Origin of the sequence: Microbacterium sp. (genome assembly GCF_036566905.1) — a bacterium.
In the GTDB taxonomy this organism is placed as follows: Bacteria; Actinomycetota; Actinomycetes; order Actinomycetales; family Microbacteriaceae; genus Microbacterium.
This window is the reverse complement of the sequence record NZ_DATCVK010000098.1, coordinates 1-19,389: the sequence shown is the minus strand read 5'-3', so window position 1 is coordinate 19,389 and position 19,389 is coordinate 1. Positions and strand designations below refer to the sequence as shown.

Here is a 19,389-nt window from a genome sequence, read left to right as displayed (position 1 = left end):
GGGGGCGCCGGCTGCGCGGCTCCCGGAGCGGGCGGAACGGGCGGGTATGCACCCGGCTCCGGTGCGGGGTTCTGCGGGGTGGGGTCGCTCACGGCGCGCCTTTCGTCGGTGTCTGACCCAGCGTCCCAGCGGGCACCGAGGGTGTCAAACGAGCCGGGGGCTCATCGCCCGCGCCGATAGGCTGGTGCGGATCCGCCACAACCCCGGGAGTGCCACCATGTCCACCGATCGCGTCGTCCTCGTCACCGGCGGAAACCGCGGCATCGGCCGCGCCATCGCGGAGCGCTTCGTCGCCGAGGGGTACAAGGTCGCGGTGACCGCGCGCTCCGGCGAGGGCCCCGCCGGCAGCCTCACCGTCCGTGCGGACGTGACGGATGCCGCATCCGTCGACGCCGCGTTCACCGAGGTCGAGAACGCGCTCGGCCCCGTCGAGATCGTCGTCGCGAACGCCGGCATCACGAAGGACACCCTGCTGCTGCGCATGACCGAGGACGACTTCGACAGCGTCGTCGCCACGAACCTCGGCGGCGCCTTCCGCGTCGTCAAGCGCGCGTCGAAGGGGATGCTCCGTGCGCGGTGGGGCCGCGTCGTCCTCATCTCGAGCGTCGTCGGACTGTACGGCTCCGCCGGCCAGATCAACTACGCCGCGTCCAAGAGCGCTCTCGTGGGCTTCGCCCGTTCGCTCACCCGCGAGCTCGGGGGACGCGGGATCACCGCTAACGTGGTGGCGCCCGGCTTCATCGAGACGGACATGACGGCGGAGCTCTCGGATGACACGCAGGCCGAGTACAAGAAGAGCATCCCGGCCGGGCGCTTCGCGTCGGCCGACGAGGTGGCCGGCGTGGTGACGTGGATCTCGTCGGATGACGCCGCCTACATCTCCGGCGCCGTCATCCCCGTCGACGGCGGCCTCGGCATGGGGCACTGACCCGCGCCCGCCGGCGCTCCCCGCTTCCACGGGCGCGGGACGGCGTCAGCCGATCGCCCGCAGGATCGCCTCGGCGACCGCGCCGGGACGGGAGAACTGCGGCCAGTGGCCGGTGGGGTCGCCCGGTGCCCCGAGCTCGATCACCTCGAGCTTCTCGAGCGCGGCCAGCTCGGCCGCCCACGAGGGGGCCTTCTCGACGATCTCCCTGATCTGCGCCTCGGGCACCGTCCCCGTGATGATGGTGGCGGGCACCGCGCGGCGCCGTTCGTCGGAGAGCCGGATGGGATCGGTCGGCACCCGCTCGGGTACCGACTTCGCGCGGGCCGCGACATCCGTTCGTGTCTGCGGATCGAGGTCGGCGACGTCGGAATCGTCGAAGAAGTCCCAACCGGGGAACGGGATCACGCCGTCCACGACCGGGAACTCCGAGATGGAGCCGCCTTCGCCCGGCGGGAAGGTGTCGAGGAACACCAGGTGGTCGACGCGGTCGGGGCGCGCGTCCACCGCCCCATAGGCGACGTTGCCGCCGCCCGAATGTCCGACGACGGCCACGGGACCGTCGAGGCGATCCAGTGCGTCCACGGTCGCGGCGACCCAGTCGGCGATGCCGATGCCGGCCGACTCGGCGCCGGGCGCGCCGACGCCCGGCATCGTCAGCGCATGGGTGCGGTGTCCGGCGGATTCGAGGGCGGGGGCGACCTCGCCCCAGGAAGACGCGTCGAGCCACAGGCCGGGAACGAGGATGATGTGCATCCTTCGACGGTAGCGACGGCGACCGACATCCGGACCCCCCTTGCGCGCGCGGCGAGCGGAGAGGTGCGCGCCCTACGGCAGCAGTGCGATGACCTCGGCGAGGTCCACCGGGCCGACGACCACGTCGGCGCGCGCTCGGACCGCGGGCTTGGCGTTGAAGGCCACGCCGAGACCGGCGACCGCCATCATGTCCAGGTCGTTGGCACCGTCGCCGATGGCGATCGTGGAGGCGATCGGCACACCCCGCTCGGCGGCCCATTCGCTCAGCGCCGCGGCCTTGCCCGCGGCATCCACGATCACGCCGTCGACGTGCCCGCTCAGCACGCCGTCGCGCGTCGCCAGCCGGTTCGCGCGCCAGACGTCCACGCCGAGGTCGGGGGCGACGGTGTCGAGGATCTCGTGGAACCCGCCCGACACGACGCCCACAGCGCCGCCGCGGTCGTGCACGGCCGCGATGAGCTCGCGCACCCCGGGCGTGGGCTCGATGCGCGCCAGCACGCGCGCGAACGCGGCGACCGGCACGCCCTGGAGCGCCTCGACCCGCGAGCGCAGGCTGCTGGCGAAGTCGACCTCGCCGCGCATGGCGGCCTCGGTCGCCGCCGCCACCTCGGCGCCGCGCCCGGCCTCGTCGGCGATCAGCTCGATGACCTCGTTGCGGATGAGGGTCGAGTCGGCGTCGAGCACGACGAGGAAGCGGGTGGCAGGGGCAGGCACCGTTCCACGCTAGCGGGACGAGGCCCCCACGCCCGACCGCGTGTCATCGCTCGACGCGGAACCCCTTGCCGACGACGGTGATGCCGCTGTCGGTGATCGTGAAGCCGCGCGCCAGATCCTTCTCGCGATCGACGCCGACGGTCGCCCCGTCTTCGAGGACGACGTTCTTGTCGAGGATCGCGCGATGCACGCGGGCGCCCGCGCCCACGTGCACGTGGTCGAAGAGCACCGAGTCGGTGATCGTGGAGCCGCCGCCGGCGAGCGTCCACGGACCCACCACGCTGCGCTCCAGGTGGGTGCCCGACAGCACCGAGCCGAGCGACACGATCGAGTCGATCGCGTTGCCGATGCGGCCCACCGAGTCGCGCACGAACTTGGCGGGCGGGGAGTTGACCGCCTGCGAGTGGATCGGCCAGTCGGTGTTGTAGAGGTTGAAGATCGGCAGCGTCGAGATCAGGTCGCGGTGGGCGTCGAAGAACGAGTCGATCGTGCCGACGTCACGCCAGTAGTACCGGTCGCGCGGGGTGGACCCGGGCACGTCGTTGCGGTTCATGTCGTAGACGCCGGCCTCGCCCCGATCGACGAAGTAGGGGATGATGTCGCCGCCCATGTCGTGGTTCGACGTCGGCAGCTCGCCGTCGGATTCGACCGCCTCGATGAGCGCGTCGGTGTCGAAGATGTAGTTGCCCATCGAGGCCAGCACCTGGTCGGGGGCGTCGCCCAGCCCGACCGGGTTCTGCGGCTTCTCGAGGAACTCGCGGATGCGCACCGGGTCCTCGGTGTCGACGTCGATGACGCCGAACTGGTTCGCGAGCGAGATCGGCTGACGGATGCCGGCCACCGTGGCCCGCGCGCCGGATTCGATGTGCCCGGCGAGCATCTGCCGGAAGTCCATCCGGTAGACGTGATCGGCGCCGATCACGATGACGATGTCGGGCTGCTCGTCGTTGATGAGGTTGAGGCTCTGCAGGATCGCGTCCGCCGAGCCCGAGAACCAGCGCTTGCCGAGGCGCTGCTGCGCGGGTACCGAGGTCACATACGAATCGAGGAGCGCAGACATCCGCCAGGTCTGCGAGATGTGACGGTCGAGGCTGTGCGATTTGTACTGCGTGAGCACGACGATCTGCCGCAGGCCCGAGTTGATGAGGTTCGAGATGGCGAAGTCGATGAGCCGGTACTGACCGCCGAAGGGGACCGCGGGCTTGGCGCGATCCGCGGTCAACGGCATCAGCCGCTTCCCTTCGCCGCCGGCGAGGATGATTCCGAAGACCTTGGGTGCAGCTGGCATGGCCCCCACACTATGACGCGTTCCGGCCCGTGTACTAGCGTTCGACACATGCGAGTCGACATCGTCACCAAGGAGTACCCGCCGGAGATCTACGGCGGCGCCGGCGTGCACGTGACGGAGCTCGTGAAGGCGCTCCGCTCCCGCATGGACGTCCGGGTGCGCGCGTTCGGCGCCGAGCGCGACGAGGACGGGACGACGTCGTACGGCGTGCCCGCCGAGCTCTCCGGCGCCAACGCGGCCGTGCAGACGCTGGGCACCGATCTCGAGATCGTGTCGGATGTCGCGGGCGCCGACGTCGTGCACAGCCACACCTGGTACGCGAACCTCGCCGGGCAGCTGGCGTCGCTGCTCCACGGCATCCCGCACATCGTGACCGCCCACAGCCTGGAGCCGCTCAGGCCCTGGAAGGCGGAGCAGCTCGGCGGCGGCTACGCCGTCTCGAGCTGGATCGAGAAATCGGCCTACGAGGGCGCGGCGGCGATCGTCGCGGTGAGCAACGGCATGCGGGAGGACATCCTCCGCAGCTATCCGGCACTGGACCCCGACCGCGTGCGCGTGATCTACAACGGCATCGACGTCGACGCCTGGCATCCTGTCGAGGACCCGGCTCTGCTGGGGGAGCTCGGCATCGACCCCGCGCGTCCCTCGGTCGTCTTCGTCGGCCGGATCACACGGCAGAAGGGCCTGCCCTACTTCCTGCGTGCCGCCGAGCGACTTCCGGCGGACGTGCAGGTCATCCTGGCAGCCGGCGCGCCCGACACGCCCCAGATCATGGCGGAGGTGGAAGGCCTCGTGCGCGGCCTGCAGGAGACCCGCGACGGTGTCGTCTGGCTGGACCGGATGCTGTCGCGCCACGAGCTGTGCACCATCCTCAGCGCGGCGACGACCTTCGTGTGCCCGTCGGTGTACGAGCCGCTCGGCATCGTGAACCTCGAGGCGATGGCCTGCGGCGCCGCGGTGGTCGGCACGGCGACCGGCGGCATCCCGGAGGTGGTCGTCGACGGCGTCACCGGGCGCCTCGTGCCCATCGAGCAGGTGCAGGACGGCACCGGGACGCCCACCGATCCCGAGCGGTACGTCGCGGATCTGGCGCGCGTACTCACCGAGGTGGTCAGCGATCCGGAGCGTGCTCGGGAGTACGGCGCCGCGGGCCGCCGGCGTGCGACGGAGGACTTCAGCTGGCAGCGCATCGCCGACCAGACGGCCGAGCTCTACGCGGAGGTCGTCGCCGACGGCCGATAGGCTGTGAGCATGCCACAGGTGCTCGAGTTCTCCGACGTCGTCGTCCGCCGAAACGCCCGGAACATCGTCGATCACCTGAACTGGACCATCAACGACGACGAGCGCTGGGTGGTGCTCGGACCGAACGGCGCCGGCAAGACGACCGTGCTCCAGATGGCCGACACGCTCCTTCACCCGACCTCGGGAACCGTGACGATCCTCGGTGAGCGGCTCGGCCGCACCGACGTGTTCGATCTGCGGCCCCGGATCGGCTTCGCATCCTCCGCCATGGCGCGTCGCGTGCCGCCCGAGGAGACGGTGCTGAACGTCGTGCTGACGGCCGCCTACTCGGTGCTGGGCCGCTGGCGCGAGGACTACGAAGACATCGACGAGCGACGCGCCCTGCGGGTGCTCGCCGAGTGGAAGCTCGACCACCTCGCCGATCGCACGTTCGGCACCCTCAGCGACGGCGAGCAGAAGCGGGTGCAGATCGCGCGCGCCGTCATGACCGACCCCGAGCTGCTTCTGCTCGACGAGCCGACGGCGAGCCTCGACCTCGGCGCGCGCGAAGAGCTGCTGATCCTGCTGAGCGGCTACGCCCAGGCGCCTACGACCCCCGCGATGATCATGGTGACCCACCACGTGGAGGAGATCCCGATCGGCTTCACGCACGTGCTGCTGCTGCGCGACGGTCAGGCGGTGGCAGCCGGCCCCATCCGCGAGACGCTCACGGCCGAGGCCCTGACCGACACGTTCGGCGTTCCCATCCGCCTCAGCGAGGACGGCGGCCGCTTCGCCGCGCGAGCCGCGCACTGAGGCCCGAGAAGGCCGGTTCGGCAAGCGCTCCGGAGACTGATAGAATCCTTCTTTGGTGCGCTCGCACCCCAGACTTTGACCGCCCTGGCAAAATCCAGGGCATCACCCTCAAAGGACCATCATGAAGACTGACCTCCACCCGGACTACCAGGCCGTCGTGTTCCGTGACCTCGGCTCGGGCGAGACCTTCCTCACCCGCTCGACGGTGACCAGCGACAAGACGATCGAGCTCGACGGCGTCGAGTACCCCGTCATCGACGTCGAGATCTCGTCGGCCTCGCACCCGTTCTACACGGGCAAGCAGCGCATCATGGACTCGGCCGGTCGTGTCGAGAAGTTCAACCAGCGCTTCAAGAACTTCGGCGGCGCTTCCAAGTAAGCCCGCCCGCTCCGACGGCGCGCGACCGGTACCCGGTCCGTCTCGGATCAGAAGACCCCGCTTCGGCGGGGTCTTCTGCGTTTTGCCGCTGCGCGCGGGCAACGGCGCGATCGTGCCCCCGCTCAGCGGATCGGCCAGCGGCCGTCGAGATGCTCGTCGGGGTCCAGCCGGCCGATGCCGATGAAGTACTCGGTGAGGCTCTCGGCCTGCGCCCGTGCCCAGCCGATCTGGCGGGTGTGCAGTTCGTGTACGGTCTCGGGTAGCCACGGGGCGAAGCGCTCGGCGAGCGCCTGCGCGACGCGTCCGGCGGCCACTGCGTCGGCCGACGCCTCGTGCGCCGCATCCAGTCGCACCGCGTAGTGGGCCGCGACGACCTGCAGAGTGCGCTTGCCCTTGCGCCACCGGTCGTACGCCTTGTCGACGACGAGCGGGTCGATGACGGGCGAGGGGTTTTCGATCGGCACGATGCCCTGGCGCAGCGATTCGTACTTCAGCAGCGAGAAGTCGAACGGCGCGTTGTAGGCGACGACCGGGATGCCGGCGTCCAGAAGCGCGCGGACGGCCTCGACCACTTCGGCCACGACCTCGACCGCCGGGCGTCCCTCGGCACGCGCCCGTGCGGTGGAGATGCCATGGATCGCGCTTGCGCCCTCGGGGATCTCGACGCCGGGGTCAGCGAGCCAGTCACGCGCGCGGATCACGCGGCCGGCGGCATCCAGCAGCCCGACGTGCGCCGTGACGATGCGATCCGCCGTGACGTCGACGCCGGTCGTCTCGAGGTCGAACACTCCGATCATGCGCACCCAGTCCGGCACATCCCACAGCGGCAGCTGTTCGGGATGCGGGCGGCTCATGCCGATCACGGTATGCGTCGCCTCCGACATCGGAGCACAGGCGCACCGCGCACAGGCGAGGCCCGGGTGCGCCTCGTAGACTCGACGGGTGACCGCGCCCAACCCCTACGCACCGCTCCTCGACGAGATCCCCGTCGAGCGCCGCGAGGTCGGCGTGCTCGGAGGCCTCACGGCGTACTGGGTCTACGGCCCCGCCGATGCGAGCGTCACGATCGTCGCGGTGCACGGCTTCCGAGGCGAGCATCACGGACTCGAGCCGGTGGTCGCGCACCTTCCGGCGGTGCGGGTGATCTCACCCGACCTCCCGGGGTTCGGCGAGACCCCGCCGGTGCCCGGGCGACGACACGATCTCGGCCTCTACGCGGAGTGGCTGCGCGAGTTCGCCACGGCGGTCGCGCCGGGCGCGGTGATCCTGGGCCACTCCTTCGGCTCCATCGTCGTGGCGGCCGCGGTCGCGGGCGGCCTCGAGACGCCGCGCGTGATCCTCGTCAACCCCATCGGAGCGCCCGCGCTCGAGGGTCCGCGTGGGGTACTCACCCGGCTCGCCGTCTTCTACTACTGGGCGGGGGCGAGGCTCCCGAAGCGGCCCGGCGACGCGCTGCTGCGAAACGGGCTCATCGTGCGAGTGATGAGCGTGTCGATGGCGAAGACCAAGGACCCCGGCATCCGTCGCTTCGTGCACGACCAGCACGACACCTACTTCTCGCGCTTCGCGGACCGCGACGTGCTGCACGACGCGTTCCTCGCGTCGGTGTCGAACGACGTGCGCGCGTTCGCGGCGCGCATCGCGCAGCCGACCCTGCTGGTGGCGGCACAGCGAGACGACATCACGCCCATCGAGGCGGAGCGGCGCCTGGCGACGATGTTCCCGGACGCGCAGCTCGTGGAGATCCCCGACGTCGGGCACCTGATCCACTACGAGACGCCGGCGGCCGCCGCCGGCGCGATCACGCGGTTCGTCGCGCCTTCCGCTGCCGATACGCGTTGACGTTCATGCGGTTGCCGCAGTTGCCGATGTCGCAGTAGCGCTTCGAGCCGTTCTTCGAGAAGTCGACGTAGACGCCGTCGCAGTCGTCCGCGGCGCAGATGCGCACGCGATCGTACTCGTCGGCGCGGATGACGTCGACGAACGCCAGGGCCGCCTCGACGAGCACCCGAGTGGCGAGCGGAGCGTCGTCGCTGGTCGCATGGATGTGCCAGTCGAACCCGTCGTGGATGACCAGGCGGGGCAGGGCCTCGCCGTCGCGGAGCATCTCGTTGACGAGGGGCACGGCGCCGTCGCGGTCGACCTCCCACAGCTGCCGCAGGCGCGGCCGGACGTCGCGGAGGGCGGCGAGCTCGGCGGCGTCGCGCCGGATCAGACCCGTGTAGGGGTTGACGCGCAGGTAGTCCTCGAAGTCCTCGAGGGTGGTGAGTGTGTCCTCGTCGTCGTAGCCGGGCAGCGTGTTCACCAGATACGACGCCGCGCGCAGGTTCTGCTCCGTGTCATGAATGAAAACCACGTTGACTCCTGACAAGTCGGTCCGGTACTGTCACCAGTGTAAACACCTTTCACTCCTGACAGTCGGATGCCGCCCATGACCTCGACCGCGTCTCGTCCCGTCGCCCTCGCGAGTGCGGCGCCCGGCTCGAGCGCCCGGCTGCGCACCACCGGCCTGATCATGGGCGTCGCCTCCGCGCTCGCGTTCTCGTCGAGCGGGCCGTTCGTCAAGCCGCTCCTCGAGGCCGGCTGGTCGCTCGGTGCGGCGCTGCTCGTGCGCATGGGTGTCGCGGGCCTCGTCCTGTCGCCGGCGCTGTTCCTGGCCATGAAGCGGCAGCGCGGCTTCCTGCGCCGGCACTGGCGGCTCATCGTCGGCTTCGGCCTCATGCCCGTGCTCGGCTGCCAGCTCTTCTTCTTCTCCGCGATGCAGCGGATGCCGGTGGCGGTGGCGCTGCTGATCCAGTACCTCGCGCCGGTCATGATGGTGGTCGCCGTGTGGGTGCGCACCCGGAAGGCGCCGTCGGCGCTCGTGCTGTGGGGCTCGCTGGTCGCGATCGTGGGCCTCGTGCTCGTCGTGGACATCTCGGGTGCCTCATTCGACCTGATCGGGACCTTGCTCGCACTCGCGGCGGCCGTCTGCGTGTGCGCCTATTTCGTGATCTCCGAACGCGCCGGCGACGATCTGCCGCCGCTGGCGCTGGCGGCGAGCGGCCTGCTGACCGGTGCGATCGTCATGGGGATCCTCTGCGCCACGGGCATCATGCCGTTCCAGGCCCCCGCGGTCTCGGTCGTGCTGGCCGGCACCGCCGTGCCGTGGTGGATGCCGCTCCTCTGGGTGGCGGGCGTCGCGACGACGCTCGGCTACGCGTTCGGCGTGATGGCGGTTCCCCGCATCGGCTCGCGCGTGGCGTCGTTCGTCGGGTTGTCGGAGGTGCTGTTCGCCCTCATGTTCGCGTGGATCTTCCTCGCCGAGGTGCCCGCACCGATCCAGTTCGCCGGCGGGGCGCTGATCCTCGTGGGCGTCGTGCTGGTGCGTGCCGACGCGTCGTCGACCGCGAATGCACGCGGCGAGGCGGCCGTGCCCTCCTGAGGTGGGGGAGTACTAGTCCCGTCGAGCCAGGTCCATGAGGGGCGTGACGCGGTGGGCGATGACCTCGCCCATCACGAGGGACGTCTCGGTGCGCTCGACGCCCTCGATGGCGAGGATGCGGGCGTCGGTGTCGAACAGGTGCTGCGTGTCACGGCAGGCGACGCGCACCAGCAGATCGACCTGACCCGACAGGCCGTGCGCCTGCACGACCTCGGGCACCCGGGCGAGCTCGACGGCGATGCGGGGGAGGTCCGCCTGGCGCACGATGACGCTGATGAACGCCTCGATCGGGAAGCCCAGCGACGCCGACGAGATCGCCCGCTCGTACGAAAGGAACACTCCCGCCTTCTCGAGTCGTGACATCCGCGCCTGCACGGTGTTGCGCGAGAGCCCGAGCCGTTCGGCGAGTGCGACGACGGTCGCGCGGGGATCGGCGGAGAGCGCTGCCAGCAGCTCCAGGTCGACGTGATCGAGGGCACTCATAGTGCGAAACGTTAGCACGGTCTGGGTGGTCATGACTTGTCAACATGCTCAAGCAGAGCGCGGATGCTTGAGCGAGGTGCGATACAGACGTAGCCTCGAGGTAGTCGGCGACGAAGCCGGCGGACGCGAAGCGGCTCCTCACGAGGGAGCCCGCAACGAGGAGTGATGACGATGACGCACACCCTGACACCGACAGCGGACCTCGCCACCGACATCGATGATGTCGCGCGGCTGCTGACACCCGACGGCGAGCGCATCGCCGACCCCGAGCTCGATCGCTGGGTGACCGACGTCGACGCCACCACACTGCGCGGCCTGTACCGCGACATGGTGCTGCTGCGGCGCATCGACACCGAGGGCGTCGCACTCCAGCGGCAGGGCCAGCTCGGCCTGTGGCCGCCCTGCCAGGGCCAGGAGGCGACCCAGATCGGCACGGCGCGGGCGCTGCGCGCCGATGACTTCGCGTTCCCGAGCTACCGCGAGACGGGTGTGGTCTACGCCCGCGGCGGCAAGCCCTCGGACTTCGTGCTCGCCTGGCGCGGCGAAGAGCACTCGACGTACAACCCCTACGACATCAACACCGCGACGCAGCAGATCATCATCGGCGCCCAGGCGCTGCACGCCGTCGGCTACGCGATGGGCGTGCAGCGCGACGGCACCGACCAGGTGTCGGTCGCCTACTTCGGCGACGGTGCCTCCAGCCAGGGCGACGTCAACGAGGCGATGGTCTTCGCCGCCTCCTTCGGTGCGCCCGTCGTCTTCGTGTGCACCAACAACCAGTGGGCGATCTCGGAGCCCGTCTCGGTGCAGGCGAAGTTCCCGATCGCAGGCCGGGCGCCCGGGTTCGGCATCCCGAGCATGCGCGTGGACGGCAATGACGTGCTCGCCTGTTTCGCAGCGATGCGCTGGGCGCTCGACATCGCACGCCGCGGCGAGGGGCCGGCCTTCATCGAGGCCGTGACGTACCGCATGGGCCCGCACACCACCTCCGACGACCCCACGCGCTACCGCGACAAGGAGGAGGTCGAGAAGTGGCGCCGCCGCGACCCGATCACGCGGCTCGAGGCTCTGCTGCGTGCACGCAGCGAGTTCGACGAGGCGTTCGTCGGCGCGGTCGAGGCCGATGCCGATGCGCTGGCCGCCGGCGTCCGGGAGGCCGCGATGACCGCCACGACCCGCGCACCGCTGACGGTGCTCGACAACGTCTACGCCGAACCCCACTCGGGGATCGACGAGCAGCGCGAGTGGTTCGGCGCGTACCTCGACGGGTTCGCCCCGGCCGCCGAGGGGGTGTGACGATGGCGCAGCTCACGATGGCGAAGGCCATCAACGAAGGACTCCGCCGCGCGATGGCCGACGACCCGAAGGTGCTCGTCATGGGCGAGGACATCGGCAAGCTCGGCGGCGTGTTCCGCATCACGGACGGACTGCTCGACGAGTTCGGCGCCCAGCGGGTGGTCGACACCCCGCTCGCCGAGGCGGGCATCATGGGCACCGCCGTCGGCCTCGCGTTCCGCGGCTACCGACCGGTCGTCGAGATCCAGTTCGACGGCTTCGTGTACCCCGCGTTCGACCAGATCGTGTGCCAGGTCGCGAAGCTGCACTACCGCACGCGCGGCAACGTCACGATGCCGATCACGATCCGCATCCCGTGGGCCGGCGGCGTCGGCGCGGCCGAGCATCACTCCGAGTCGCCGGAGGCCTACTTCGTCCACACGTCGGGGCTCCGCGTGGTCGCGGTGTCGAACCCGCAGGACGCGTACGTGATGCTGCGTCAGGCCATCGCGTCGAACGACCCGGTGGTCTACTTCGAACCCAAGCGGCTCTACCACTCCAAGGGCGAGGTCGACCTCGACGTGCAGCTCGCGGACGCGCCCCCCATGGGGCTCGCCCGCGTCGCGCGGGAGGGCAGCGACGTGACGCTCCTGACCTACGGGTCACAGGTCGGGACCGCTCTGGACGCCGCCACCGCGGCCGAGGACGACGGCGTCTCGATCGAGGTCATCGACCTGCGATCGATCTCGCCCGTCGACTACCGCACGGTGACGGCATCCGTCCGCAAGACCGGCAGGGTCGTCGTGACGCACGAGGCGGCGCGGGAGGCGGGGGTCGGCGCCGAGCTCATCGCGAGCGTCACCGAGCGGTGCTTCAACTACCTCGAGGCCGCGCCGCAGCGGGTCACCGGCCACGACATCCCGTACCCGCCCGCGAAGCTCGAGAAGCACCATCTGCCCGACCTCGACCGCATCCTCGACGCCGTCGATCGCGTCATGGACCGGCCGAACAGCCTGAGCGGGGTGCGCGACTGATGGCACAGGACTTCCGTCTTCCCGACCTCGGCGAGGGCCTTCCCGAGGCTGAGCTCGTGCAGTGGCTGGTCGCCGTGGGCGACACCGTCGCACTCAACCAGACGATCGCCGAGGTCGAGACCGCCAAGGCGGTCGTCGAGCTGCCGTCGCCGCACGCCGGCACCGTGACCGCCCTGCACGCCGCCCCCGGCGACGTCGTGGCCGTCGGCTCGGTGCTGATCTCGTTCGACACCGGCGCGGGCGCTCCCGCACCCGCTCCAGATGCCACCGTGTCGCGGTCGGCCGAGGCCGCCTCATCCGCCTCGGCGAGCGCGGCCCCGGCGTCGGAGCCGAACCTCGTCGGGTACGGCGCCGCGCCCCGCAGCGCGGGACGGCCGCAGCGTCGCGCACGCGTCGCGGGGACCGTGGCAGCGGCATCCGACACCGCGGTACTCGAAGCGGCTCCGCACGACGCGATCCAGTTCGCCGATGTCGTGGAGCGCGCGGTCGAGCGTCCCCGTTCGACGCCGCCGGTACGCAAGCTCGCGAAGCAGCTCGGCGTGGATCTCGCACTCGTCGAGGCGACGGGCGCGTCCGGCGTGATCACACGCGCCGATGTGGAGGCCTACGCGGAGCGCGTCGGAGCGGTCACGGTCACCCCCGCGGCCGCGGAGTCCGCCGAACCGGTGGAGAGGTTCGAGCTGCCGCGACCGGACGACGCGGGCGCGCGCACGACGCGCACGCCCATCCGGGGCGTCCGCCGCATGACCGCGGAGGCCATGGTGCGCAGCGCCTTCACGGCGCCGCACGTGACCACGTTCCTGACGGTCGACGTCACGGCGACGAGCGAGCTGATCGCGTCGCTGCGAGCGGACCGTGCCCTCCAGGAGCACCGGATCGGCGTCATGGCCGTCGCCGCGAAGGCCGTATGCCTCGCGCTCGCGCGCCACCCGGGGCTGAACTCGAAGTGGGATGACGCGGCGGGCGAGATCGTCGAGCACCATTACGTCAACCTGGGCATCGCCGCGGCGACCGGGCGGGGCCTCGTCGTGCCCAACATCCGCGACGCGCAGGAGCTCACCCTGGTCGAGCTCGCCGACGCCATCCGCGGCCTCGCCGAGACCGCGCGGTCGGGCAGGACGGCGCCGGCGGACATGATGGGCGGCACGTTCTCGATCACGAACGTCGGCGTGTTCGGCGTCGACGCCGGCACGCCGATCATCAACCCGGGGGAGGCCGGCATCCTCGCCCTCGGCGCCGTGCGGCGCCAGCCGTGGGAGCACCGCGGCGAGATCGCGCTACGCGACGTGATGACGCTCGCGCTCTCGTTCGATCATCGCCTCGTGGACGGCGAGCAGGGGTCGCGCTTCCTCGTCGATGTCGCCGACATCCTGCGCGAGCCCGGGCGGGCGATGCTGCTGCGTTAGAAGGCCGCTGGCCGGCCGGCACCTTGGGGGTCGGCCGGTCAGCTCTTCTTCGGGTAGAAGAGGCCGAGCCCGTGCTTCTGGAGCACCTCGTACGCCTGGGCATAGGTTTCGGGCTCGGGGGCACCGGGCGGCCCGTATCGCGCGAGCAGCAGGCCCAGGAGTCCTCGACCGGGCGGGCTCAGCGGCTTGTTCTTGTGCGCGCCGTCTCGGAGGTCGATCCGTTCGTCCTCGTGCGGATTGGGCGGCACGTACATCGGATGCACGACTGGCCACGTCGACGGATCCCGGGGCGTGTCGAGATTGACCGCCGAGAACAGGTCGCGAGCTGTGGCGTCGCGCCGGGTGAGCGGACGCAGGCCATGAAGGCGCGCGAGCGTCGCGATCACCGCGCCGTGATGCATCTCGTCGTGCACGATCGTGCCGCTCCGCGTATAAGCCGAGACGGCGATGGCGGGTACGCGCACCCCCAGCCGGTCGAACGTGAAGCCCATCTCGCCGGGTGCGTCGTCGGCGACGGGCGGGACAGCGGCAGGGGGAGGGACGTGGTCGAACGTGCCCCCGTGCTCGTCGAAGGTGATCAACAGCAGGGTGTTCAGCGCGTGGGAGCCGTCGGGGGTGGCGCTGGACTTGATGGCGTTGTAGACGTCGGCGATGAGCTTCTCGCCGGCGCGCACGTCGGAGACTGCGGAATCCAGTACAGGCGTGCCTTCGACGTCGCTCTCGCGGTACACGCCGACCGGCGGATGGAAGTCGTTGTGGTTGTAGACCAGCCGCGGCTCGATGAACGCGTAGGCGGGCAGGCGTCCGGCCGCGGCATCCTCGGCGAACTCCGACATGTGGCCGAAGCGCCCGGTGCGCCAGTACTGCTCGAGCACCGGGGCGTGCATCATCCCGGTCAGCGACACCAGCTGCATCTCGTCGAAGTAGATCTTCCACGAGATGCCGGCCTCCTCGAGACGGTTGAAGACGGTCAGCGCCGCCGGGGCGTCGAGCCACTTGTCGTAGCCGCCGCCGTGCTTGTTGGTGACGAAGCCGTGCGAGGTCGACGCGTGGAAGAACGACCGGTTGCAGTAGGTCTGCGACGGGACGGCGGCGAACCACGCGTCGAAGACGGCGAAACCCTTGGCGAGGGTGGAGAGCACCGGCAGCTGTTCGGGGGAGAAGCCGCCCATGATGTGGGAGAGCTCCTCGGGCTTCGGCGCTCGACCGCCGTGCATCCGCTCGAGATGGTTCCCGTAGTCGCGCACGAATCCGTCCATCGTCGGCGCGGTGCCGGAGGGCGGTGCGTTGAAGGGCGCCGTCATGTCGCCGACGTGGCTGGTCGCATTCGACGCGGGTGTCACCGTGCCGAACAGCTGCGTGTTCACGTGCGGGAACTCTTCGCCGGGATCGGGGTTCGGCCGGCCCATCACCTCGTCGGTGGGGCCGGTGTAGGCGTGCGCCGCGATCCGCTCGCCGCTCGGAGCGGTGTTGGCGTAGTCGCCGAAGGCGAGGCCGTCGAACGTCGCGCCGTCGGGGAGGGTGTCGGGCGTGTACAGCCAGCCGAGCAGGTTGTCGAACGAGCGGTTCTCGCCCATGACCACGACCACATGATCGAAGCCGGGCTCGGAGCGCGCGGGCAGAGCGGCCAGATCGAGCGATCCCTCGCGGACTCCGAGCTCGTGGCCGATGGTGGCGCCCGCCGCTGCGCCGACCGCGCCGCCGACCACGAGCCCCGCTGTGGCGATGCCGCCCAGCTTCAGGAAGTCGCGACGCGAGCTGTCGGTGCTCTCCGCACGCGGGCGCACGACGCTTTCCGCGTCGCCGTGATCCTCCGGCTGCGCGTCGTCCGTGTGGCCATCCCCCGCCATGGTCCGTCCAGATTAGGCCACGGGGACGGGTCAGGCGGTGAGCGAAGCGCGGGCCATCGAGTGCAGGATGCCGCGCATGTCGCGCTCGCCGGGGCGCGACCGCGAGGCGCGCACGGTGTGGGGTGTCGAGTTGATGAGACCGAAGCATGCGTGGGCGCGCACGCGCAGGTCATCCTCGTCCCGCTCGGGATGGATCGTCGAGAGGATGCCGATCCACACCTCGACGTATTCGCGCTGGAGGCGCCGCACGGTGTGGCGGTCGTCGTCGCTGAGGCTGGCGAGATCGCGGTCCTGGACGCGGATGACGTCGGCGTCGCGGAGCGCGAACTCGACGTGGAAGGCGATGATGGCGTCGAGTTGATCGGAGGGCGCCTCATGCGCGGACAGCACGGCCTGACCGCCCGCCAGCAGCCGCTCGCTCACTTCGACGAGGATGGCGCCCAGCAATGCCTGCTTGTTCGCGAAGTGCCGGTAGAGCGCCGGCCCGCTCACGCCGACCGCCCCGCCGATGTCTTCGAGGCTGACGCCGCTGAAGCCGCGTTCGGCGAACAGCGCGGCCGCCTCGCGGAGGATTGCTGCGTGGCGGTCGGCCTTCGCGCGATCGCGGTCGGTGGCGGCGCTTGTCATTCCGGTTCCCCGCTTGTGATTCCAGTTAATGGTCGCTAACCTAAGGCTCAGTTAGTGAACACTAACCAATCCGATCGCGTCAGGACAACGGACGTGATCCGATCGTGACGTCGACGCAGATGACACGGGAGGGCGCAGATGGGCGTGCTGAGCACCGCCGCGGTGCACGACGAGACCTTCGTGCGCATCCACGAGGCGCAGCAGGGGCTGGCTGGAGAGCTGCGCGACCGGCTGGCCACGGCATCCCTCGGCGGGCCCACCGCCTCGCGGGAGCGCCATGTCGCGCGCGGCAAGCTGCTGCCCCGTGACCGCGTCACGCGGCTGCTCGACGAGGGGAGCCCCTTCATCGAGATCGCACCGCTCGCCGCCGACGGGCTGTACGGCGGAGAAGCCCCAGCCGCCGGAGTCATCGCCGGCATCGGCCTCGTCCACGGCCGCCAGGTGATGGTGGTCTGCAACGACGCGACCGTCAAGGGCGGCACGTACTACCCGCTGACGGTGAAGAAGCACCTCCGGGCCCAGGAGATCGCGTTCGAGAACCGCCTGCCGTGCGTCTATCTCGTCGACTCGGGTGGCGCGTTCCTGCCCATGCAGGACGAGGTGTTCCCCGACCGCGATCACTTCGGCCGCATCTTCTTCAATCAGGCCCGGCTCTCGGCCGCCGGCATCCCGCAGATCGCCGCGGTCCTCGGCTCCTGCACCGCCGGAGGCGCGTACGTCCCCGCCATGAGCGATGAGACGGTCATCGTCCGGGGCCAAGGAACGATCTTCCTCGGCGGCCCGCCGCTCGTGAAGGCCGCGATCGGCGAGGTCGTCACCGCAGAGGAGCTCGGCGGGGGAGAGCTGCACGCCCGCCGCTCGGGCGTCGTCGACCACCTCGCCGAGGACGACGAGCACGCCCTCGAGATCGTCCGCGACATCGTCGCCACCCTGCCGCTTCCCGCGGCGCCCGCGTGGGACGTCGTGCCCAGCGTCCCGCCCGCCGTCGACCCGTCCGACCTGTACGGCGTCGTCCCCGTCGACGTCAACCAGCCCTACGACGTGCGCGAGGTCATCGCCCGGCTCGTCGACGGGAGCGAGTTCCACGAGTTCAAGCGCGAATACGGCGACACGCTGGTCACCGGCTTCGCGCGCATCCACGGCCACCCCGTCGGCATCGTCGCCAACAACGGCGTGCTGTTCAGCGAATCCGCGCAGAAGGGCGCCCACTTCATCGAGCTGTGCGACCAGCGCGCCACCCCGCTGCTGTTCCTGCAGAACATCTCCGGCTTCATGGTGGGACGGGATGCCGAGGCCGGCGGCATCGCGAAGGACGGCGCCAAGATGGTCACCGCGGTGGCCACGACGCGCGTCCCGAAGCTCACCGTCGTGATCGGCGGCTCGTTCGGCGCCGGCAACTACTCGATGTGCGGCCGTGCGTACTCGCCGCGGTTCCTGTGGACATGGCCGGCGAGCCGCATCTCGGTGATGGGCGGGAACCAGGCCGCGTCGGTGCTCTCGACCGTGAAGCGCGAGCAGCTGGAGGCGCGCGGCGAGGACTGGTCGCAGACGGACCAGGCGGCGTTCGAGGCGCCGATCCGCGCCCAGTACGAGGAGCAGGGGAGCCCTTACTACGCCACCGCCCGGCTCTGGGACGACGGCGTCGTCGACCCGCTCGACACCCGCGACCTGCTCGGACTCGCGCTGGACGTCGTCTCGCGCACACCGCTGCCCGAACCGCGCTTCGGCGTCTTCCGGATGTGATCCCGTGACTACTTCTCCCACTTCGGTCCGTGAAGCTCGGCCGGCGCTCGCCGGGGACAGGCCCCCGTTCGCCACCGTCCTCGTCGCCAACCGTGGCGAGATCGCACGCCGCGTGATCCGCACGCTGCGGCGGCTCGGCATCCGCTCGGTCGCCGTCTACAGCGACGCAGACGCCGACGCGCCGCACGTGCGGGAGGCCGACGTCGCCGTGCGCATCGGACCGGCTGCCGCCTCCGCGTCCTACCTCGACATGGCGGCGGTGATCGGCGCCGCGCGCCAGACGGGTGCCGAGGCCATCCATCCGGGTTACGGGTTCCTGTCCGAGAACGCGGGATTCGCGCGCGCCTGCGCCGACGCCGGGATCGTGTTCATCGGCCCGGGGGAGCGCGCCCTCGACGTGATGGGCGACAAGATCCGCGCGAAGGAGCACGTGACCGCGCACGGCGTGCCGACCGTCCCCGGCTTCAGCGCCGTCGGGATGACGGACGCCGACATCGCGGTGGTGGCCGGCGAGACGGGGTACCCGCTGCTGGTCAAGCCATCGGCCGGCGGGGGCGGCAAGGGCATGCAGGTGGTGCGCGCGGCGTCCGAGCTGCCCGAGGCGCTGGCCACCGCCCGGCGCGTGGCCGCTGCGGCATTCGGCGACGACACGCTGCTGCTCGAGCGTCTGATCGAGCGCCCGCGCCACATCGAGGTGCAGGTGCTCGCCGACGCGCACGGCACCGTCATCCATCTCGGCGAACGTGAGTGCACGCTGCAGCGCCGGCATCAGAAGGTCATCGAGGAGGCCCCCTCGCCGGTGGTGGATGCCGCCACCCGCGCGCGCCTCGGAGCCGCGGCATGCGCGGCCGCCGCGAGCGTGGACTACCGCGGCGCCGGCACCGTCGAGTTCCTCGTCGCCGGCGATCGCCCCGACGAGTTCTTCTTCATCGAGATGAACACGCGACTGCAGGTCGAGCACCCGGTGACCGAGCTCGTGACCGGCGTCGACCTCGTCGAGCAGCAGCTCCTGGTCGCGGCGGGCCGTCCGCTCGCGCTCGCGCAGAACGACATCCGCCTCGACGGGCACGCGATCGAGGCCCGCGTGTACGCCGAGAGCCCCGAGCGCGGCTTCCTCCCGGCGACGGGCGAGGTGCTGGTGTGGCGCGAGCCCGCGGGGGTGCGGACGGACGCCGCTGTCGAGTCGGGCAGCGCGGTGTCGTCCGACTACGACCCGATGATCGCGAAGGTCATCGCCCACGGCGGCGATCGCGCCCAGGCGATCGAGCGGCTCGACGCCGCGCTCGCCGAGACCGTGCTGCTCGGCATCGACAGCAACCTCGGATTCCTGCGGGCGCTGCTGGCCGATCCGGGCGTCCGCGCCGGCGACATGGACACCGGGCTGATCGATCGCCGGCCGCCGTACACGGCCCCGGAGCCGGGGGAGGCCGCGTTCGCCGCCGCAGCCG

At 70.8% G+C, this 19,389-nt stretch carries 19 protein-coding genes; 11 read left to right on the top strand and 8 right to left on the bottom strand.

Annotated features, from left to right (window positions below):
- The first annotated feature begins 217 nt into the window (after positions 1-217).
- Positions 218-928, top strand: a complete 711-nt coding sequence (gene fabG / locus VIP82_RS07530) for a 3-oxoacyl-ACP reductase FabG (protein ID WP_331907226.1) — start codon at positions 218-220, stop codon at positions 926-928.
- 45 nt (positions 929-973) lie between these two features.
- On the opposite strand, the gene VIP82_RS07525 is transcribed toward fabG, so the two are convergent.
- The 3 genes from VIP82_RS07525 to VIP82_RS07515 form a co-directional block, all read right to left on the bottom strand.
- A complete protein-coding gene (locus VIP82_RS07525; RefSeq protein WP_331907224.1) occupies positions 974-1,681 on the bottom strand; it encodes an alpha/beta fold hydrolase in 708 nt (235 codons plus the stop codon).
- A gap of 72 nt (positions 1,682-1,753) precedes the next feature.
- Positions 1,754-2,395, bottom strand: coding sequence for a phosphoserine phosphatase SerB (gene serB, locus VIP82_RS07520; RefSeq protein WP_331907222.1), 642 nt, complete (start codon positions 2,393-2,395; stop codon positions 1,754-1,756).
- A 43-nt stretch (positions 2,396-2,438) separates the two neighbouring features.
- On the bottom strand, positions 2,439-3,683 hold the full coding sequence (locus tag VIP82_RS07515; protein WP_331907220.1) for a glucose-1-phosphate adenylyltransferase: 1,245 nt from the start codon (positions 3,681-3,683) through the stop codon (positions 2,439-2,441).
- A 48-nt stretch (positions 3,684-3,731) separates the two neighbouring features.
- Here VIP82_RS07515 and glgA point away from each other — a divergent pair, with 48 nt between their 5' ends.
- The 3 genes from glgA to VIP82_RS07500 all read left to right on the top strand — a co-directional run bounded on the left by glgA (position 3,732) and on the right by VIP82_RS07500 (position 6,099).
- Positions 3,732-4,925 carry a glycogen synthase gene (glgA, locus tag VIP82_RS07510; protein WP_331907218.1) on the top strand — a complete coding sequence of 398 codons (1,194 nt, stop codon included), beginning with the start codon at positions 3,732-3,734 and terminating at the stop codon, positions 4,923-4,925.
- Positions 4,926-4,934: 9 nt separating this feature from the next.
- Entirely contained in the window at positions 4,935-5,720 is a 786-nt protein-coding gene (locus VIP82_RS07505) for an ABC transporter ATP-binding protein (RefSeq protein WP_331907216.1), read from the top strand.
- Positions 5,721-5,841: 121 nt separating this feature from the next.
- A complete protein-coding gene (locus VIP82_RS07500) occupies positions 5,842-6,099 on the top strand; it encodes a type B 50S ribosomal protein L31 (protein WP_194415598.1) in 258 nt (85 codons plus the stop codon).
- Positions 6,100-6,221: 122 nt separating this feature from the next.
- Here VIP82_RS07500 and VIP82_RS07495 read toward each other — a convergent pair whose 3' ends face one another.
- Positions 6,222-6,953, bottom strand: a complete 732-nt coding sequence (locus VIP82_RS07495) for an exonuclease domain-containing protein (RefSeq protein ID WP_414684632.1) — start codon at positions 6,951-6,953, stop codon at positions 6,222-6,224.
- An 88-nt stretch (positions 6,954-7,041) separates the two neighbouring features.
- Between VIP82_RS07495 and VIP82_RS07490 the strand changes: the two genes are divergently transcribed.
- Positions 7,042-7,941, top strand: coding sequence for an alpha/beta fold hydrolase (locus VIP82_RS07490; RefSeq protein WP_331907212.1), 900 nt, complete (start codon positions 7,042-7,044; stop codon positions 7,939-7,941).
- On the opposite strand, the gene VIP82_RS07485 is transcribed toward VIP82_RS07490, so the two are convergent.
- Positions 7,901-8,455, bottom strand: a complete 555-nt coding sequence (locus tag VIP82_RS07485) for a CGNR zinc finger domain-containing protein (protein ID WP_331907210.1) — start codon at positions 8,453-8,455, stop codon at positions 7,901-7,903. The two genes, VIP82_RS07490 and VIP82_RS07485, sit on opposite strands and share 41 nt — an antisense overlap.
- A 66-nt stretch (positions 8,456-8,521) precedes the next feature.
- On the opposite strand from VIP82_RS07485, the gene VIP82_RS07480 reads away from it, so the two are divergent.
- Positions 8,522-9,523, top strand: a complete 1,002-nt coding sequence (locus tag VIP82_RS07480) for an EamA family transporter (protein WP_414684631.1) — start codon at positions 8,522-8,524, stop codon at positions 9,521-9,523.
- A gap of 12 nt (positions 9,524-9,535) precedes the next feature.
- On the opposite strand, the gene VIP82_RS07475 is transcribed toward VIP82_RS07480, so the two are convergent.
- A complete protein-coding gene (locus VIP82_RS07475) occupies positions 9,536-10,006 on the bottom strand; it encodes an Lrp/AsnC family transcriptional regulator (protein ID WP_331907206.1) in 471 nt (156 codons plus the stop codon).
- A 165-nt stretch (positions 10,007-10,171) separates the two neighbouring features.
- Here VIP82_RS07475 and pdhA point away from each other — a divergent pair, with 165 nt between their 5' ends.
- The 3 genes from pdhA to VIP82_RS07460 are packed head-to-tail and all read left to right on the top strand — an operon-like array spanning position 10,172 to position 13,721.
- Positions 10,172-11,302, top strand: coding sequence for a pyruvate dehydrogenase (acetyl-transferring) E1 component subunit alpha (pdhA, locus tag VIP82_RS07470; protein WP_331907204.1), 1,131 nt, complete (start codon positions 10,172-10,174; stop codon positions 11,300-11,302).
- 2 nt (positions 11,303-11,304) lie between these two features.
- Complete coding sequence (locus VIP82_RS07465) at positions 11,305-12,315, top strand: alpha-ketoacid dehydrogenase subunit beta (RefSeq protein ID WP_331907202.1); 1,011 nt, start codon at positions 11,305-11,307, stop codon at positions 12,313-12,315.
- Positions 12,315-13,721, top strand: a complete 1,407-nt coding sequence (locus tag VIP82_RS07460) for a dihydrolipoamide acetyltransferase family protein (protein ID WP_331907200.1) — start codon at positions 12,315-12,317, stop codon at positions 13,719-13,721. Before VIP82_RS07465 ends, VIP82_RS07460 begins: the two co-directional genes overlap by 1 nt.
- 38 nt (positions 13,722-13,759) lie before the next feature.
- On the opposite strand, the gene VIP82_RS07455 is transcribed toward VIP82_RS07460, so the two are convergent.
- Positions 13,760-15,571, bottom strand: a complete 1,812-nt coding sequence (locus VIP82_RS07455; RefSeq protein ID WP_331907198.1) for an alkaline phosphatase family protein — start codon at positions 15,569-15,571, stop codon at positions 13,760-13,762.
- 30 nt (positions 15,572-15,601) lie between these two features.
- Positions 15,602-16,198, bottom strand: coding sequence for an SACE_7040 family transcriptional regulator (locus VIP82_RS07450; protein WP_331907196.1), 597 nt, complete (start codon positions 16,196-16,198; stop codon positions 15,602-15,604).
- Between the two features lie 138 nt (positions 16,199-16,336).
- On the opposite strand from VIP82_RS07450, the gene VIP82_RS07445 reads away from it, so the two are divergent.
- Positions 16,337-17,941 carry a carboxyl transferase domain-containing protein gene (locus VIP82_RS07445; RefSeq protein WP_331907194.1) on the top strand — a complete coding sequence of 535 codons (1,605 nt, stop codon included), beginning with the start codon at positions 16,337-16,339 and terminating at the stop codon, positions 17,939-17,941.
- Between the two features lie 4 nt (positions 17,942-17,945).
- A partial coding sequence (locus tag VIP82_RS07440; RefSeq protein ID WP_414684630.1) for an acetyl-CoA carboxylase biotin carboxylase subunit occupies positions 17,946-19,389 on the top strand: 1,444 nt, incomplete at its 3' end.